Annotated in this window: 13 protein-coding genes, 1 tRNA gene and 1 pseudogene; 12 read left to right on the top strand and 3 right to left on the bottom strand. The window is 42.4% G+C overall.

The window, feature by feature from the left end:
- Entirely contained in the window at positions 1 to 351 is a 351-nt protein-coding gene (locus PCY11_RS01945) for a hypothetical protein (protein WP_009732642.1), read from the top strand.
- 11 nt (positions 352 to 362) lie between these two features.
- Positions 363 to 1,247 carry a hypothetical protein gene (locus PCY11_RS01940; RefSeq protein ID WP_301362364.1) on the top strand — a complete coding sequence of 295 codons (885 nt, stop codon included), beginning with the start codon at positions 363 to 365 and terminating at the stop codon, positions 1,245 to 1,247.
- 156 nt (positions 1,248 to 1,403) lie between these two features.
- On the opposite strand, the gene PCY11_RS01935 is transcribed toward PCY11_RS01940, so the two are convergent.
- Entirely contained in the window at positions 1,404 to 1,595 is a 192-nt protein-coding gene (locus PCY11_RS01935; protein ID WP_009732644.1) for a hypothetical protein, read from the bottom strand.
- 592 nt (positions 1,596 to 2,187) lie between these two features.
- Between PCY11_RS01935 and PCY11_RS01930 the strand changes: the two genes are divergently transcribed.
- From PCY11_RS01930 to PCY11_RS01905, 6 genes are all read left to right on the top strand, one after another.
- Positions 2,188 to 2,275, top strand: a tRNA-Ser gene (locus tag PCY11_RS01930).
- A gap of 95 nt (positions 2,276 to 2,370) precedes the next feature.
- Positions 2,371 to 5,472 carry a DNA polymerase III subunit alpha gene (locus tag PCY11_RS01925; protein ID WP_070845477.1) on the top strand — a complete coding sequence of 1,034 codons (3,102 nt, stop codon included), beginning with the start codon at positions 2,371 to 2,373 and terminating at the stop codon, positions 5,470 to 5,472.
- A gap of 84 nt (positions 5,473 to 5,556) precedes the next feature.
- Positions 5,557 to 6,570, top strand: coding sequence for a 6-phosphofructokinase (pfkA, locus tag PCY11_RS01920; protein WP_021152956.1), 1,014 nt, complete (start codon positions 5,557 to 5,559; stop codon positions 6,568 to 6,570).
- A 69-nt stretch (positions 6,571 to 6,639) separates the two neighbouring features.
- On the top strand, positions 6,640 to 8,145 hold the full coding sequence (pyk, locus tag PCY11_RS01915) for a pyruvate kinase (protein WP_013903352.1): 1,506 nt from the start codon (positions 6,640 to 6,642) through the stop codon (positions 8,143 to 8,145).
- 162 nt (positions 8,146 to 8,307) lie between these two features.
- Positions 8,308 to 8,868 (top strand): signal peptidase I, encoded by a 561-nt coding sequence (gene lepB / locus PCY11_RS01910; RefSeq protein ID WP_003006560.1) that lies wholly within the window; start codon positions 8,308 to 8,310, stop codon positions 8,866 to 8,868.
- A 10-nt stretch (positions 8,869 to 8,878) separates the two neighbouring features.
- Entirely contained in the window at positions 8,879 to 9,295 is a 417-nt protein-coding gene (locus PCY11_RS01905) for a transporter substrate-binding domain-containing protein (protein WP_345773225.1), read from the top strand.
- A 181-nt stretch (positions 9,296 to 9,476) separates the two neighbouring features.
- Here the strand turns inward: PCY11_RS01905 and PCY11_RS01900 are convergent, their stop codons facing one another.
- Entirely contained in the window at positions 9,477 to 10,667 is a 1,191-nt protein-coding gene (locus PCY11_RS01900; RefSeq protein WP_301362363.1) for a cation diffusion facilitator family transporter, read from the bottom strand.
- A gap of 151 nt (positions 10,668 to 10,818) precedes the next feature.
- Between PCY11_RS01900 and pcrA the strand changes: the two genes are divergently transcribed.
- The 4 genes and pseudogenes from pcrA to PCY11_RS01880 all read left to right on the top strand — a co-directional run bounded on the left by pcrA (position 10,819) and on the right by PCY11_RS01880 (position 16,030).
- Positions 10,819 to 13,104, top strand: a complete 2,286-nt coding sequence (gene pcrA, locus PCY11_RS01895; RefSeq protein WP_301362362.1) for a DNA helicase PcrA — start codon at positions 10,819 to 10,821, stop codon at positions 13,102 to 13,104.
- Positions 13,105 to 13,472: 368 nt separating this feature from the next.
- On the top strand, positions 13,473 to 14,747 hold the full coding sequence (locus PCY11_RS01890) for a DUF2130 domain-containing protein (RefSeq protein ID WP_045759278.1): 1,275 nt from the start codon (positions 13,473 to 13,475) through the stop codon (positions 14,745 to 14,747).
- A gap of 9 nt (positions 14,748 to 14,756) precedes the next feature.
- Positions 14,757 to 15,199, top strand: a pseudogene (locus PCY11_RS01885) (N-acetyltransferase family protein).
- Between the two features lie 30 nt (positions 15,200 to 15,229).
- A complete protein-coding gene (locus PCY11_RS01880; RefSeq protein WP_049474798.1) occupies positions 15,230 to 16,030 on the top strand; it encodes an alpha/beta fold hydrolase in 801 nt (266 codons plus the stop codon).
- Positions 16,031 to 16,065: 35 nt separating this feature from the next.
- Here PCY11_RS01880 and PCY11_RS01875 read toward each other — a convergent pair whose 3' ends face one another.
- Complete coding sequence (locus tag PCY11_RS01875; protein WP_070845444.1) at positions 16,066 to 17,382, bottom strand: FAD-containing oxidoreductase; 1,317 nt, start codon at positions 17,380 to 17,382, stop codon at positions 16,066 to 16,068.
- Between the last annotated feature and the right edge of the window lie 76 nt (positions 17,383 to 17,458).

Below are 17,458 nucleotides of genomic sequence, written 5' to 3'. Positions count from 1 at the left end.
ATGACTTTAAACACACAAAACCTCACACAATTTGCACAGGCCGTTGGTGCTGACGTAAAAGAAATCAAGACCACGCTTGCTAATAAAGCTGACAAGTCTGAGCTTGGTCAAGGCGGGATCACACAACAACAATTGGAAACAGCAATTCAAGGGGTGAAAACCGCAATCCTTGGCGAGGGTGTGCCAGAAGAACTTGACACTCTCAAAGAAATCGCAGACCGTATTGCTAACGGTGCAGGATCAGCAGATCAGGCTATCGTGTCTAAAATGACAGAGCTTGGTCAAAAATTTACTGACTTGGAAAATACCGATTTTGCACAGATTTATAATACCGCTAAAAATACCCTCTAAGGAGGTGAAGCATGGATAAACTAAAACAAGTTATTCAGGCGATTGGGGTTGATATAGGTGTGCTTCAAGGACAACAGACTTCATTTTTATCAACCTCTAAAGCATACGAACTATTTCCAACCTATACAACCTTGCAATCCCAGATGGCCAATAACATCAAAGACAAGCACCTTGAATTGGGTCTGGATGCATTGATTGATACAAAATTGGCAAATGGCGGTGATCCATTCGTAACACGCTCTAAAATCCCGACAATCGACACAAGCCAACTGGCCAGCAAAAACGATCTTGAGGAATTAAAGCGTTCGGTAGGATCTGGTGGCAGTGCTGGAACGGAATTAAAAGGTCAAGGCTTCCCGTATAATCTAAACGCTGACATCGGTACAATTTATACTGATACCACGGCTAAAAACGGAGCGGTGAAGTGGATCAAGAAAGGCTCCGGAACCGGCTCTAACGCTTGGTCGGTCTTGTTTGGAGATGTCAAAATTAAACCAAGAAATATCAACTCAAATCAAACTAATGCGTATGTCGAGTTTAGACGTATAAACTCCACGGTTGAGATCGGCTTTGGTGGCCTCTCTTGGGGTTGGTTTGGAATCGTGAGACGAGGTGCGCCCAGCTACGTTCCACAGGGGTCTGACCGTGAGCGAAATGTTGTAATCTTAAACGTCGGTGGTATACCCGTCGGTTTTCGTGCGACTAGCTCAAAACTTGGCGTCATGACCAATGACAAGGGCAAGCGCCTTGGCACTTTTTATCTAGGCGGGCCGGGTGATGGCAACCAGCTACGCTTACAATTTGATGATCCAGTGCCTACTGACCGAGACATCGGAGATTTACGATTTACTGATATGTCATATATCACAGATGACCCGTGGCCAGAGACTTTATAGGATAATTTAACCCCTCCTTTTTTGGAGGGGCTTTTTCTGTTCTAATAGACATTTTTAAAATTGTCCGTTATAACCTCAATAGAATGACTATGTTTTTTTGATTCTGTGCTATAAGCAATGGGTCTTTAGATCAAAAAAGTGATGATTAAATAACCATCACTTTTTGTTTTTTAACTGATTGGCGTATTCTGTCATTTTAATTGCGTGTTTCAAACGCATATTCATAATATCAGAAATACCATTCTTATATTTGTCTACAGCTTGGGTGGATAATCCACAATTTTTACTAATAGAATAGGCTGTGGCATTTTCTAGCAGCCATTTAATAGCATTGATATCAACTAACATATTTACCTCACAAAAAACCAAATGATCACTACGATCAACAGAAGCCCTAAAATAAACTCAAGTTTTTCTCTAGCTGTGGTTTTTTTAACATTAAATTTTACTTTCATCCTGATACCTGTTATAATTAAAGCAAGCCCCTATTAGGGGCGGATAGTGATTGCTCACTATCCGAATTCGATATGCCACTCAATGCTTATGATGAACAAGTTGATTTTGACTACTAGCTTATTCGTTTTAGCTTTGATTGGCTTTTTTCTTCGCCTTAACATTTATTTTTCCTTTCTTTAGTTTCCTTGTCTAAGGTTTCCTCCTTAACCTTATGTATATATTATACAACTAAAGTTACATAAAGTCAAGAGGTTTTATCAACTTTTTTAAAAAAAATAAAAGATTTTTTCCTATTAAATAACTTCCTTTTGCGTCCAAGAGAAAAAAATAAAACTTGAACTTTCTCGAAAGCTATGCTAAACTAGCAATGTGAGCAATGAAGTTGTGAAGTTTTAGAAGCAGTCCTTAAAACAGACCCAAAAAGCTAAAAACAGCGAATTGATTGACTTTCAGAAACTCCCACCGGCTCCATATTTTTATTCATGGAAGATTACTCAAGAGGCTTAAGAGGCCGTGTTGGAAACGCGGTAGGCGTGTAATAGCGTGCGTGGGTTCGAATCCCATGTCTTCCGTTGTTGAGACATCATTGTGTAGCAGTGGTGTTTTTTTGTACAAAAAGGAGTTACCAAAGGAGGCACCAAAATAGACAATGCAGAAAGGAGAAAAAGTGATTACACAGCTAGATACCAAATCAGTCTATACCTTTATGGAAAGCCTAGTGACCATAAAAGACTATGTCCAAGTGGCTAAAAGCATGGGGTATGGCGCATTGGGAATCATGGATGTAGATAATTTGTATGGTGCTTATGAATTTATCGAAGCCTGTCAGGCCCACAACCTCAGCCCCTTGGTCGGTTTAGAAATTGGACTAAAAGTAGACAATGAAACCATTCCGTTTCGGATGATGGCCCTGTCAACGAAAGGCTACCAGAATCTGATGAAGATGTCGACCGTCAAAATGATGGGGAAAAACAATTGGGAAGATGTGAAGCACCTCACAGAAGGAGTAGCGGTCATTGTCCCAGCGCCTTTTGCTCATGAAGACATACCGCTTGATCTAGATTACTTCATCGGAGTTTTTGCGGCTACGCCGGTCCAAGAGTTTAGCCACCCTGTGCTTCCTCTTCATACTGTGCGTTTTTTTGAGGCGGAAGATATGGAAGCCATGCAGATGCTCGCGGCCATCAAGGACAATCAAAGCTTGACAGAAACAGGACAAATTGATCCTAGAACTGTCCTAAAAACTCCTCAGGATTTACAGAATGATTTTGCTGAGCGATTTCCGCAAGCCATCACAAATCTTGAAAAACTTGTCCAAGGGATTCAATACGACATTGATACTCAGTTGAAATTGCCTCGCTTTAATCCTCAGAAACCAGCTGTTGAGGAATTGAGAGAATTAGCTCAAGTGGGTCTTCTTCGAAAGAACTTGACCAGTCCGGTCTATCAAGAACGTTTGGATCATGAATTAGACATTATTCACCAAATGGGCTTTGATGATTATTTCTTGATTGTCTGGGATCTTCTTCGTTTCGGACGAAGTCAAGGATATTATATGGGAATGGGGCGTGGGTCTGCTGTAGGCTCACTGGTAGCTTATGCCCTGGAGATTACAGGGATTGATCCAGTGGAGAAGAACCTCCTGTTTGAGCGCTTTTTAAATGTGGAGCGCTATACCATGCCGGATATTGATATTGATATTCCTGATATCTATCGTCCAGAATTTATCCGTTATGTGAGAGACCGTTATGGGAGTTACCATGCAGCTCAGATCGTGACCTTTTCAACCTTTGGGGCCAAACAAGCCATTCGAGATGTCTTTAAACGTTTTGGGGTACCAGAGTACGAATTAACCTCCATTACCAAGCGGATTGGCTTTAGGGATACACTGACGACAGCGTATGAACAGAATCTAGCTTTTCGACAAGTGATTCATAGTCGAGCAGAATTTGAACGTGGCTTTGAAATTGCCAAAAGAATTGAGGGCCAACCTAGACAGACCTCGATCCATGCGGCGGGTGTTGTGATGAGTGACCAGGATTTGACGGATCACATTCCTCTCAAGTATGGAGAAGACATGTTTGTCACCCAGTACGATGCTCATGCGGTTGAAGCCAATGGTCTATTGAAGATGGACTTTTTGGGTCTGCGAAACTTAACCTTTGTTCAGAAAATGAAGGAAGCCGTCTATGAAAAGTACCAAGAAGAGATCGTGATTGAAGCCATTGATTTAGAAGATCCAGAAACCTTGGCCTTGTTTACTGCTGGGGATACCAAGGGGATTTTCCAATTTGAACAGGCTGGAGCCATTCGCCTCTTGAGACGAGTGAGACCCAATCATTTCGAAGAAGTGGTAGCGACCACCTCTCTCAATCGTCCAGGCGCTAGTGATTACATTGACAATTTCGTCAAAAGAAAGCATGGCCAGGAAAAAGTTGAGATTTTAGATCCAGCTATTGAAGCAATCTTACGGCCCACATATGGGATCATGCTATACCAAGAGCAGGTCATGCAGGTTGCCCAGCGTTTTGCAGGTTTTAGCCTAGGGAAAGCCGATATCTTACGTCGGGCTATGGGCAAAAAAAATGTGGCTGAAATGCACAAGATGGAAGACGATTTTGTCGCAGGTGCTCTTAAACTTGGGCATACGGAAGAAAAAGCCAAAGAGGTCTTTGCGATCATGGAAAAATTCGCAGGCTATGGGTTTAACCGTTCTCATGCCTATGCCTATTCTGCCTTGGCCTTTCAGATGGCCTATTTCAAGGTCCATTATCCAGATGTTTTCTTTGATGTCATGCTCAATTATTCGAGTAGCGATTATCTGACAGATGCTCTCCAGTTTGATTTTAAAGTCGCGCCATTATCCATCAATACCATCCCTTACAGAGATAAGTTCCAGGATCGAAAAATCTACTTAGGAATGAAAAATATCAAGGGACTCCCGAGAGATTTAGCGTATTGGATCATTGATAATCGTCCCTTTGAAAGTGTCGAAGATTTCATTTTACGACTCCCCAATCAGTATCATAAATTACCTCTGTTAACACCTTTAGTGGAGCTTGGATTGTTTGATATTTTTGAAAAAAATAGGCGCAAGGTGCTTCACAATTTGCCGAATTTGTTTGTCTTTGCTGATGAGCTAGGTAGTTTATTTGCAGATTCTAACTATTCCTGGACAGAAGCAGAGGACTTTAGCCAGGCTGAAAAATATGAGAAGGAAGAGGCCATTATTGGGATCGGACTCAGTACCCACCCATTGGTTGCGATTGGGCAAACGAGTCCCTACGAGATCCAACCAATTTCTCAACTCATACAAGGAGAGCAGGTACGCATTCTCATTGAGGTACAAAACATTCGAACCATTCGAACCAAGTCAGGTGATCTCATGGCTTTCTTACAAGTCAGTGATACCAAGAAAAAATTGGATGTGACCCTTTTCCCTGAAACCTACAATCGATTTTCCTCCTTGATAAAAGAAGGTGGCTTTTATTACTTGACAGGGAAAATACAAGAGCGTGATGGGCGCTTGCAGATGATTCTAGCAGAGGCACAACTGGCAACCAATGAAAAGTTCTGGATCCAGTTGCTCGATCATCGTCAGGATAAAACGATTCTTTCTATCTTGAAAAAATATCCGGGCCCATATCCTGTGATATTACGCTATGAAGACGAGAAAAAAACTCTTCAATTGAAGGGCTATACCGTCCAGAAAAACAAAGAATTGGAAGATGAATTAAAGAATCTCGTTATGAAAACGATTTATCGGTAAAAACTGCGAAAAATACGAGAATTTTAGTCTTCTTTGTGTTATAATTACGTAGAATGTAAAAGAAAAAAAGGAGCAAACAACGAAATGAAACGTATTGCTGTTTTAACTAGTGGTGGAGATGCCCCTGGTATGAATGCTGCCATCCGTGCAGTTGTTCGTCAAGCAATTTCAGAAGGAATGGAAGTTTTCGGTATCTATGATGGATATGCGGGAATGGTTGCTGGTAAAATTCAGCCCCTTGACGCCTCATCTGTTGGAGATATTATTTCCCGTGGTGGTACCTTCCTTCATTCAGCTCGTTACCCTGAATTCGCACAACGCGAAGGTCAATTAAAAGGGATCGAGCAATTGAAGAAACACGGGATCGAAGGTGTTGTCGTTATTGGTGGAGATGGTTCTTACCATGGTGCGATGCGCTTGACTGAGCTTGGATTCCCAGCTGTGGGTCTTCCTGGTACGATCGACAACGATATCGTCGGAACTGACTTTACAATTGGTTTTGATACGGCAGTCACAACTGCAATGGACGCGATCGATAAGATCCGTGATACTTCATCTAGTCACCACCGTACTTTCGTTATCGAAGTGATGGGACGTAACGCTGGAGATATCGCTCTTTGGGCAGGGATTGCATCTGGTGCAGATGAAATCATCATCCCTGAAGAAGGTTTCAAGATCGAAGATGTTGTTGAGAGCATCAAAGAAGGTTACGCAAAAGGTCGTACCCACAACATCATCATCTTGGCTGAAGGCGTGATGTCTGCAGATGAATTTGGTAAAGCTTTGAAAGAAGCTGGTGATGAAAGTGACCTTCGTGTGACTGAGCTTGGCCACATCCAACGTGGTGGTTCACCTACTGCGCGTGACCGTGTTCTTGCTTCACGTATGGGAGCACACGCTGTTAAATTGTTGAAACAAGGAATCGGTGGTGTAGCCGTTGGTATCCGTAATGAAAAAATGGTTGAAAACCCAATCCTTGGTAAAGCAGAAGAAGGAGCCCTCTTTAGCTTGACAGAAGATGGTAAGATTGTGGTAAACAATCCACATAAAGCTGATCTTGGTCTTGCCGAGTTGAACCGTAGCTTGTCTTCAATCTAATTTTATTTCATAAATTCGTTAACCTTGTCTTAAAAAGACAGATATATTTAAAAAGGAGTCATATATATCATGAACAAACGTGTAAAAATCGTTGCAACTTTAGGTCCTGCGGTAGAAATCCGTGGCGGTAAAAAATTCGGTGAAGATGGATACTGGGCTGAAAAACTTGACGTTGAAGCTTCAGCACAAAACATTGCTAAATTGATCGAAGCTGGCGCTAACACTTTCCGTTTCAACTTCTCACACGGTGACCACCAAGAACAAGGTGAACGTATGGCGACTGTTAAACGTGCAGAAGAAATCGCTGGTAAAAAAGTTGGTTACCTTCTTGATACAAAAGGTCCTGAAATCCGTACTGAATTGTTCGAAGGCGAAGCTAAAGAATATTCATACAAGACTGGTGAACGTATCCGCGTTGCTACAAAACAAGGCATCAAATCAACTCGTGAAGTGATTGCTTTGAACGTTGCTGGTGCGCTTGACATCTTTGATGATGTTGAAGTTGGTCACCAAGTATTGGTTGATGATGGTAAATTGGGTCTTCGCGTTGTAGAAAAAGACGCTGCAAAACGTGAATTTGTTGTTGAAGTTGAAAACGATGGTATCATCGCTAAACAAAAAGGTGTAAACATCCCTAACACTAAGATTCCTTTCCCAGCACTTGCTGAACGCGATAACGACGATATCCGCTTCGGTTTGGAACAAGGTATCAACTTCATCGCGATCTCATTCGTACGTACTGCAAAAGACGTTCAAGAAGTTCGTGCTATCTGTGAAGAAACTGGTAACAGCCACGTTCAATTGTTTGCGAAAATCGAAAACCAACAAGGTATCGAAAACTTGGATGAAATCATCGAAGTAACTGATGGTATCATGATCGCTCGTGGTGACATGGGTATCGAAGTACCATTCGAAATGGTTCCAGTTTACCAAAAAATGATTACTTCTAAAGTAAATGCTGCTGGTAAAGTTGTTATCACTGCAACAAACATGCTTGAAACAATGACTGAAAAACCACGTGCTACTCGTTCTGAAGTATCTGACGTCTTCAACGCTGTTATCGATGGTACTGATGCTACAATGCTTTCAGGTGAATCTGCAAACGGTAAATACCCACTTGAATCTGTAGCTACAATGGCGAAAATCGACATGAACGCTCAAACACTTTTGAAAGAATATGGTCGTTTGAACCCAGCTTCATTCGAACGTAACTCTAAGACAGAAGTTATGGCTTCAGCTGTTAAAGATGCTACAAACTCAATGGATATCAAATTGGTTGTAACATTGACTAAGACAGGTCACACTGCACGTTTGATCTCTAAATACCGTCCAGATGCTGATATCTTGGCATTGACATTTGACGAATTGACAGAACGTGGATTGATGTTGAACTGGGGTGTTATCCCAATGTTGACAGATGCTCCTTCATCAACTGACGATATGTTCGAAATTGCTGAACGTAAAGCAGTTGAAGCTGGTCTTGTTAAATCTGGTGATGATATCGTTATCGTTGCTGGTGTACCAGTTGGAGAAGCTGTTCGTACAAACACAATGCGTATCCGTACAGTACGTTAATAGACAATTTGATCTTAAAGCCTTGCTGGTTGGTCCGAAAGGATTGACCGCGAGGTTTTTCTTTTTCCTGTTTAGTATGACAAGAATTCTCACTAATGCTTACTTTCTCTTTTTTAAAGATCAAAAACATGGTATAATAAATAAAAAGGAAGGGAGACATTCATGCCAAGGAGAGATTTAATTAGAAATGTCATCATTGTCGGTGTACTGGTTTTGGCACTGATTTTGCTTCGAATCTTTGTATTTCATCCATTTAGTATCAATGATAAAATGGCCAATGCTTCTGTGAAAACTGGAGATCTTGTGGTAGCGACTAGAAATGCTCAGGTAGATCGCAGTGATTTGGTCTTATACAAGGTCGGTGGAAAAGAATACCTTGGACGTGTCATTGCCAAAGAAAACGACGAAGTCAGCTACGTAGATGACGTCCTCTATTTGAATGGACAGGCAACACCAGAACCTTACCTGAACAAAATGCTCAACAAACACTTAGCTGCTCCAACGAGTAATGGGTATTATACGGATGATTTCTTTTTATCAGAGTTAAAAGGGACCAAGGCTGGTCGTGTCCCATCCGATACTTATCTAGTCTTAAATGATAACCGAGGAGATACAGAAGATAGTCGTGAGTTTGGTTATATCCATAAAAATCAGATCGAAGGAGTCGTGAATCTGCGTCTTTATCCTCTCAATAAATTTGGATTTATAAAAGTAGAAGAATAGCCGAAAGGCTATTTTTTTTATAAATATCAAAGAGAAACGATTAGATGCCCAGACCGGATCGCCTGGCTATATGGATTTTGAAGCCAATCCTAAAATCTTGAAAAATAAGATCAAAAATCAAAAGGCTACCCAATACCAGAGTTTCAACGAGGCGCTGATCGATCTTCAGAATGATCGGATCGATGGCCTCTTAATCGACCGTGTCTATGCCAACTATTATCTGCAAACGGAAGGAATTTTAAAAGACTATAATGTCTTTCCTGTCGGTTTTGAGACAGAATCCTTTGCGGTAGGGGTGCGCAAGGCGGATAAAACTTTGAAGAAAAAAATTGATGAAGCCTTCGTAAAACTCTATCAAAAAGGCCAGTTCCAAAAGATCTCTAAGAAGTGGTTGGGAACTGATGTAGCAACAGATGACATCAAGTAAAAAAGAGAGTGGGACAGAAATCGGTAATTCGTTAGAATTCGATTTCGTCGTCCCACCTCCGCACAGTTGAGTAGGGCTGTAAAAGCTGATGAAATCAGCGTAGTAGAGACCACTCAACCACTGCGTCTTGCTCGACAATCCAAAAACAATTGAGAGGCTAGGACTTTTGTCCCAGCCTCTTTTAGTCGGTTTTATTAGTGATTTGATGGAAAATCTTTTGCCAAGTTTCGTGGCGACGCCAGAGACTGGTATGGATTTGACCGTCTAGTTCATAGCGTATGAGTTTGGTCTTTTGACTGATGGACTCCAGTTCAAAGTTTTGGAATTGAACCTGGTCGCTTGCGAGAGCCTCTATTAATTCCGCCTTGTGGTGTTCGTGACCAGTATCGTCAATCAAGGTATAATTATCTGCTAGCAGTGTATCAAATTCTTGCTTAGCATAGAGGAGTTTTTCGTAGGTCAAGAGTTTCTTTTCAACGTTTTCGATCAGCTCATCTTCAGGAATTGAGCTAGGTTCTACATGGACATCAATGTCAAAGACTCCAAATTTTTCTGTCAAGAGATCCTCGACTTCTTCTGTAATGGCATGACTTTCATAGACTGAAAGATCGGGATTCATCTCCAAGACAACGTCCAGATAGATATTGCTTCCGTAGGTCCGCCCGCGTTGATATTTCACACGCGCAATCTTAGGGAGTTTTAAAATAGCTTTTTCGTAATCTTCGAGGAGACTATCGTCAAAGCCGTCTGAAAGACTAAAGGAAGATTCCATAAAAATATCGTAGGCTGTTTTGAGGATAAAGAAGGTGATGATGATGGCTGCGATTTTATCGACAATTGGATAGTTAAAAGCACTAGCAGCAATCGCAATCGACGTCCCAAGAGATGTGACGACGTCTGAAAGATTGTCTTTTGCGGCCGCTTTTAAGGCTTTTGATTTGGCCCGTTTTGCTAAGCGAAGATTGTAGAAATAAACGCCTAGCATGACAAGGGCTGAAACCACTCCGACACCAGCACCAAGTGGATCAATGCTAACGGTTTCATTGCTGAAGATCTTTTGGAGGGTATCGCGTAAGACATCAAAGCCGACATAAAACATAATGATGGAGGTGACTAGACTAGCTAGATCCTCAATTTTCCAGTGACCAAACTTGTGATCACGGTCAGCAGGTTGGCGAGCGAGACGAATCCCGATGAGCAGGGCAGCATTGCTGATGATATCAGATAAGTTGTTAAATCCATCGGCTACCAAACTGGATGAATGAAGTAGATGGCCGGTAGCCAATTTTACTGAAGAGAGCAATAAATAGGCTAGAATACTAATGATAGCGCCACGTTCGGCCAGTTTTAAGTTACTGTATGGTTTATCCAAAATATCCTCCTAGACCTCGGATGAAATCCTGTTTTCTTTAAGCTACTATTATATCGTTTTTGGAAGGGAAATTCAAATGAGTCCTTTTTTAAAAGAAGCTAGACCGGTTTTTGTGGTATAATAGAACGATTGAATGAATGAGGAGTATGAGATGAATCCTTTATTGAATGGTATGAATGATCGCCAAGCAGAGGCGGTCCAAACGACAGAAGGTCCCCTCTTGATCATGGCGGGGGCTGGTTCTGGTAAGACACGTGTCTTGACCCACCGCATCGCTTACTTGATCGATGAAAAAATGGTCAATCCTTGGAATATTTTGGCCATTACCTTTACCAATAAAGCCGCTCGGGAGATGAAGGAGCGGGCTTATCAATTGAATCCAGCCACCCAAGATTGCTTGATTGCGACCTTCCACTCCATGTGTGTGCGCATCCTTCGCCGAGATGCGGATCATATTGGCTACAATCGCAATTTTACCATTGTAGATCCAGGAGAACAACGGACCTTGATGAAGCGGATCTTGAAGTCCTTGAACTTGGATCCTAAAAAATGGAATGAACGGACCATTTTGGGGACTATTTCCAATGCCAAAAATGACCTGATCGATGAAGTGGCCTACGCCGCCCAGGCTGGCGATATGTACACCCAGATCGTCGCCAAGTGCTATGAGGCTTACCAAAAGGAACTCCGTCAGTCAGAAGCAGTGGACTTTGATGATTTGATCATGCTGACCTTGCGTCTTTTTGATCAGCATCCAGATGTGCTGACCTATTACCAGCAGAAGTTCCAATACATCCACGTAGACGAGTATCAAGATACCAACCATGCCCAATACCAGTTGGTCAAACTCTTGGCTTCACGCTTTAAAAATATCTGTGTCGTTGGGGATGCGGACCAGTCTATTTATGGCTGGCGGGGAGCAGATATGCAGAATATCCTGGACTTTGAGAAGGATTATAAGGAAGCTAAGGTCGTTTTGTTGGAGGAAAATTATCGTTCCACTAAAACTATCCTGCAAGCAGCCAATGATGTCATCAAAAACAATCGCCACCGCCGTCCGAAGAATCTCTGGACACAAAATGAAGACGGGGAAGATATTGTTTATTATCGGGCTAATGACGAGCAGGATGAAGCAGTCTTTGTTGCTAAAACCATTGAAGAGCTCAGTCGCGAAGCTGGCTACAAGCACCGTGATTTTGCTGTTCTCTACCGAACCAATGCCCAGTCACGGACCATTGAAGAAGCGCTGCTCAAGTCCAACATTCCCTACACCATGGTGGGAGGCACCAAGTTCTACAGCCGGAAGGAAATTCGGGATGTCATTGCTTATCTGAACTTGATTGCCAACCTCAGTGACAATATCAGTTTTGAGCGCATTATCAATGAACCCAAGCGGGGAATCGGGCCAGGTACAGTGGATAAGATTCGTGACTTTGCCCAAATGCAAGAGTCTTCACTCCTGGATGCTTCAGCCAATATCATGCTCTCAGGCATCAAAGGAAAGGCCGCTCAAGCCATCTGGGACTTTGCCAATCTCATTTTTGATTTGAGAGAAAGATTGGACCAGCTGACCATTACAGAGTTGGTCGAAGAAGTCCTTGACAAGACAGGTTATATGACGGCCCTAACCAATCAGGGAAATTTGGAAAGTCAGGCCCGCATCGAGAATATCCAAGAGTTCCTATCTGTTACCAAGAATTTTGATGAAAATGGAGAGACCGTCGAAGACGAATCAGGTGTGGAAACCTTGAGTCGTTTCTTGAACGATTTGGCCTTGATTGCCGATACAGACGATGGGGCCCAAGAAACTTCAGAAGTCACCTTGATGACTCTTCATGCAGCCAAGGGATTGGAGTTCCCGGTCGTCTTCTTGATTGGAATGGAAGAAAATGTCTTTCCTCTTAGTCGTGCAGCAGAGGATCCAGATGAATTGGAGGAAGAACGTCGCTTGGCTTATGTGGGGATCACGCGGGCAGAGAAGGTTCTCTTCTTGACCAATGCCAACTCTCGTTTGCTCTTTGGACGGACCAGCTACAACCGTCCGACGCGTTTCATCAATGAAATTAGCTCGGATTTATTGACCTACCAAGGATTAGCCCGTCCAGTTAATACCAGCTTTAAGGCTTCTTATAGCAATGGAAGCGGAACGACATTTGGAAAAGGCATGAGCCTGTCTCAAGCCCTTCAAGAGCGCAAGAGACAAGCATCCCCAAGTGCTCTCACGTCATCAAGCCTACCTTTTGGTAATAGTAACCGAGCTGCTGCTAAAGAAAGCGTCGCTTGGTCCATTGGTGATATTGCCATTCACAAGAAGTGGGGAGAAGGAACTGTGCTTGAAGTATCTGGTAGTGGCAACACCCAAGAGCTCAAGATCAACTTCCCAGAAGTGGGTCTCAAGAAACTCTTGGCCAGTGTCGCGCCGATTGAGAAGAAATAAACTAAAGCCAGTAAGCTAAGTCCACTGTTTCAGATTATAAATAAGCAACATCTTTTCAGAAATCTAAAGTTATTACTGAATGAGACTATTGAAAAAAATATTTTGGAACTAGTGCAAAATAGATTGAGACTTTTCGCCGTGAGGAAAGCATCAGAAACGCATTAGTTTCTGGTGCTCGGTAGATTTGAGACGAAAGGCTCAAATCTAAGGTATGGAATCCCAAAGGGAGTCGCTACCGTCCGTCCTCACCTAAGGAAAGTCTCTATAAAAGAATGAATATTTACTTAAAACCAGCAAGCTTCGTTTGTTGGTTTTGATTTTACTGGTGGCATGATATAATATACTAAGAATAGAGAAAGAGGCATACTATGAACGAAATCAAGTGTCCCAACTGTGGGGAAGTCTTTACAGTCAATGAAAGTCAATACAGCGAACTCTTGTCACAGGTACGGACAGCAGAGTTTGACAAGGAAATTCATGAGCGAATTCGGCAAGAGTTGGCTTTAGCAGAGCAAAAGGCCCTTAATGAGCAGCAAGAGAAGTTAGCAAAGAAGGATCAAGAAATTGCTCAGTTACAAAACCAGATTCAACAGTTTGATACTGAAAAAGAATTGGCTAAAAAAGAGGTGGAGCAAACAGCTAGCCAAAGCTTGCTAGAGAAAGAAAAAGAAGTGCAAGCACTGGAGAATCAATTGGCCACCTTGCGCTTGGAGCATGAGAACCAGTTGCAAAAGACGCTTTCTAATTTGGAGAAGGAGCGTGATCAGGTACAAAACCAATTACTCCTTCAAGAGAAGGAAAATGAACTGTCCCTAGCTTCTGTCAAGCAAAACTACGAAGCCCAGCTTAAGGCAGCCAATGAACAGGTCGAGTTCTACAAGAATTTTAAGGCCCAACAGTCGACCAAGGCCATCGGGGAAAGTCTGGAACAGTATGCGGAAAGTGAATTCAACAAGGTTCGCAGTTTTGCCTTTCCAAATGCCTATTTTGAAAAGGACAACAAGGTCTCTGCACGTGGGTCTAAAGGCGACTTTATTTTCCGCGAGTGCGATGAAAATGGGGTGGAGATTATCTCCATTATGTTCGAGATGAAGAATGAAGCTGACGGGACAGAGAAGAAGCATAAGAATGCGGATTTCTACAAGGAATTGGACAAGGACCGTCGAGAAAAGAACTGTGAGTATGCGGTTTTAGTGACCATGCTTGAAGCAGATAACGACTACTTTAACACAGGGATTGTCGATGTCAGCCACGAGTATGAGAAGATGTATGTCGTCCGTCCTCAGTTCTTTATCCAGATCATTGGGCTCCTGCGTAATGCGGCCCTTAATTCCCTTAAATACAAGCAGGAATTGGCGCTTGTCCGTGAACAAAATATTGATATTACCCACTTTGAAGAGGACCTAGATGCCTTTAAAGTAGCCTTTGCTAAGAACTACAATTCGGCTTCTGTCAACTTTGGCAAGGCTATCGATGAAATCGACAAAGCCATCAAGCGGATGGAAGAAGTCAAGAAATTCCTCACCACATCAGAAAACCAACTTCGCCTCGCTAACAACAAGTTGGATGATGTTTCCGTTAAAAAATTGACTCGGAAAAATCCAACTATGAAAGCGAAGTTTGATGCCTTGAAGGAAGACTAGGAGGCTTCTATGCAGATACGAAAAGCAACCATGAAAGATGCTGAAGTCTTACTGACTTTATACGAAGACTTGGGCTATCCAACGACCGCTTCTAAGCTGTCTCGACGCTTAGAAATGATTCTTTCTCAACCACATTATGGCTGTCTTTTAGCTGAAAGAAACGGAGAAATTTTAGGTTTCTTAGGTTATGCAAAACTCTTCTTTTTTGAAGCAGATGGGTCTTACTATCGTATTTGGCTTTGTCAGTTGCAAAAGAAACAAGACGACAAGGAATTGCTAGTAGGCTAATCGATGAATTGAAAAAACAAGCGGTAAAAGAAGGGGTTAAGGCGCTGGCTCTAAATAGTGGATTAACCGCTGAACGAAATGCTGCACATCAGTTTTATCAGGCAGTTGGATTTGAAAAAGTAACTGCCGGCTTTGCTCTGTATTTAAAAACTCAACATGAATAAACATGATAAAATAGGAGAGAAAACGAAGTAATGTCTTCAACAAAAGGGAAAACCTTATATTTGAACAAAAAGAGCATGGACTATGTAACATTTGGAAAAGGTAAACAGCCATTAGTGATCATACCAGGATTGGGGGATGGATTGCAGACGGTTAAAGGTATGGCTATGCCTTTTTCAATCACATACCGTATACTTGCCAAACGTTACAAAATCTATGTTTTTTCTCGAATCAATGAGCTGAGACAGGGCTATACGACGCGGGATATGGCAGCAGATGTAGCAGAAGCAATGGAGGCGCTGAACTTAGATACATCTTATGTTATGGGGATTTCGCAAGGTGGAATGATTGCCCAATGGTTGGTGGTGGATTTCCCTGAAAAGGTTCAAAAGCTCATCTTAGCCGTGACTACTGCAAAACCTAGTCAACTTGCTAGAGAGCGAATTGAGCATTGGCAAAAGCTTAGTCAATCTGGAACTTTTAAGCATCTCATGCTGGATATCGCAAAGCACTCCTATACGCAAAAGAGCTATCAAAAGTGGCGGTTCCTTTATAATATCATGGGTCGCTTGGGGCGAATCAAAGATGAAAATAGAATTGCCATTCAGTCTCAGTCTTGCCTTACTCACGATAGCATTGAGGTCTTAAAGGAAATTCAGTGTCCAACCTTTGTCCTTGGTGCGCTTGAAGATGATGTGATTGGTGTGGACGGATCCAAGGAACTAGCAAAAGCGATTTCGGATTGTCAACTCCTCATTCTTAAGCATTCTGGGCATGCTCTTTATGAAGAAAATAAAGCATTTCAAGAGGCTGTCTGTGGATTCTTAAACTAAAAAACGCTGGAAAAATTCCAGCGTTTTTATTCTAGTTAAATCGCAAAGAGATCGTTTAGGTTTTCTGCCATGGTTGGGTGGGTAAAGATTTGTTTTGCGATGTAAGTATAAGGGATCTTGTTGTCCATCGCCATGGTGATCAGGTTGATGATTTCGCCTGCAGCTTCTCCAAAGAGCGTCACTCCAAGAATTTCTTTAGTTTCTGGGTTGACCACGGCTTTGAAGGCACCTCGAAGGTCTGCATTGACGTGTCCGCGTGGCATAGCAGCAACTGGCAATTCTTTAACAGCAACTGGAAGTCCTTTGTCACGTGCTTCTTGCTCGGTCAAGCCGACTTGGGCAAGTGGAGGAGCAATAAAGAGTGTTGTCGCATAATTGTGACGAGTTTCGAGATTGTAGCTACCATCGCCTGTAAGGTAGTTGAAGACAATGCGGAAGTCATCGAGTGACATGTAGGTGAATTGTGGACCACCATTGACATCCCCAACTGCAAAGACTCCAGGGACGCTGGTTTCCAAATGACGGTTAACTTGGATCGCTCCACGATCAGTGACTTGGATGTCTGTGTTTTCAAGACCAAGTCCAGCTGTGTTTGGCTTACGACCTGTTGCGTAGAGAAGGATATCGAACTCAAAGTCTCCCTTATCTGTGACAACCGTTAAGCTATGGTCACCATCTTTGATTTCTTGGGTATGAACGCCTTGCAAGAATTGAATGCCGTCTTCTTCAAGGTAGCCTTTTGCAAGAGCTGCAATACTTGGCTCGATCCGTGGCAAGAATGTTTCAGAAGCATCCAATACCGTTACTTGGCTACCCAAGGTATTGTATAGGTGGGCAAATTCCAATCCGATAGGTCCACCGCCAAGGACACCAAGGCGTTTAGGTAGGTTTTCCAAACGTTGAATGCCGGTTGAATCCACGGCAAATTTACTTTCAGCCAAACCTGGAATCGGAAGGACATTTGGCACAGCACCAGTATTAATAATAATGGTTTCAGCTGTCAATTCTTCCTTTTCATCTCCAGCTTGAATTTCGATGACCTTGTTAGAAACGAAACGAGCCGTCGCGTCGATAATGTCTACGCCAGTTCCAGCAATGGTTGCGTAGTTCTTGCCGTTGAGACGAGTAGTGACTGCATTTTTCTCATTCATGGCTTGCTCAAAATCCAAGCCTTTTTCTGCTGCAACAATCAAGGTCTTGGTGGGAATACAAGCGATATTGATACAAGTACCACCGTACATAGATTTGCTCTTTTCAATCAGAGCGACTTTTTTTCCTTGGCTTGATAATTTCGCTGCGAGTGTTTTACCAGCTTTACCAAATCCAATCACAATAACATCATACATTAACATATGTTACACCTTCTTTCGCTTTCTATTGTATCAAATCCATTTTAAAAAGTCTGAAATCTGCTACGGGATTTTTTAG

It is taken from the genome of Streptococcus sp. SP8 (genome assembly GCF_030440045.1).
GTDB classification, from domain to species: Bacteria; Bacillota; Bacilli; order Lactobacillales; family Streptococcaceae; genus Streptococcus; species Streptococcus parasanguinis_I.
Note: the sequence above shows the minus strand (reverse complement) of the source record. Positions and strands in the feature narration are given on the sequence as shown.